Consider the following 967-nt stretch of genomic DNA (forward strand, 5'->3'; position numbering starts at 1 on the left):
CCTCCTCCGAAGGGGCGCCGACGATACCAAGATCCAGCATTGCCGCGGTTTCATCCCGACACCGAAGGAAGCATCCTCATCTCGGCTACGTCCGGATGGAACCCGGGCCGGCTCAGCGGGACGCTGCGTAGCGCGCGGCTCGCGGCAGATTCGGTAACTCTGCGCGACGATAGTGTCGAGCCGAAGGTCCCGCTGAACTGACCGCGCTCGGCGGGGCAGGATGGTTGATGGCCGACGCAGCCCGAGACGCAGACGGTTACCCGGTTATTGACAGCGCTTGAGGGCCTGGCGATAGACCACTTCCACGAGTTCCGGCAGTTGCACAAGGCCGTCGCCCTTAATGCGTACGCGACGTCTACCGGCCACTCTGCGTCTACGCGGCCTTCCGGTGCGGATCCGGCTGACCTCACTTGCCAGCCGAGTGCGGCAGAAGCTGGATTCCCGCTATTCGACGCCGGGGGTGGGGACACCGGTCCGAACCGCCTCGATGAAGCCGTCAGGTGGCAGGTAGTGATGCTCTTCAACGTAGTGGCCGATCAGTGCCGGTGCAGCGAAGTTCGTCCCGTCCACTCCGGTGAGCCAGATCTCGCCGTTCCCGCAGGCAACATCGGGAGCTTTGTAGAGCCGAACGTCCGCCCGAATCACGTGCTGAGGCTCGACCGCCGCCAGGCAGAACTGGCAGTAGTGGTACCCACGCATGAGACGTACTGGTCTGACGCCGAGGCTCACCAAGCGATCTTGAACGCCTGGCGGGCAGGCTCCTGTAGTAAAGGGCATGCTCCAATCCAGCCAACCAATGGCGACGGCGTCAGGGGCTCCCGGGTGGTAGTCATAGGGTGCCAAATCCGGGATGTACGTCACGCGCTCGATCATCGCACCCGCCAGACTCTACGTATACGCGCTCATCGGCACGATCGCGCTGGATGCCGCCGCCCTTGGTCACGTTCTGTGACGCCCGGTCGGCGGC

At 64.3% G+C, this 967-nt stretch carries 1 protein-coding gene; it reads right to left on the bottom strand.

The genetic code is table 11. The features are described from left to right. Window positions 1–444 precede the first annotated feature (444 nt). The gene (locus ENC19_RS29200; RefSeq protein WP_164447948.1) at window positions 445–873 is read right to left on the bottom strand and encodes a DUF7919 family protein; all 429 of its coding nucleotides are present in this window, start codon (window positions 871–873) and stop codon (window positions 445–447) included. Between the last annotated feature and the right edge of the window lie 94 nt (window positions 874–967).

It is taken from the genome of Verrucosispora sioxanthis, from assembly GCF_010560025.1.
Classification (GTDB): Bacteria; Actinomycetota; Actinomycetes; order Mycobacteriales; family Micromonosporaceae; genus Micromonospora; species Micromonospora palythoicola.

Excerpts from the sequence above, each read along its gene's own strand:
- ENC19_RS29200 (WP_164447948.1), bottom strand. The coding sequence starts at position 873 with ATGATCGAGCGCGTGACGTACATCCCGGATTTGGCACCCTATGACTAC.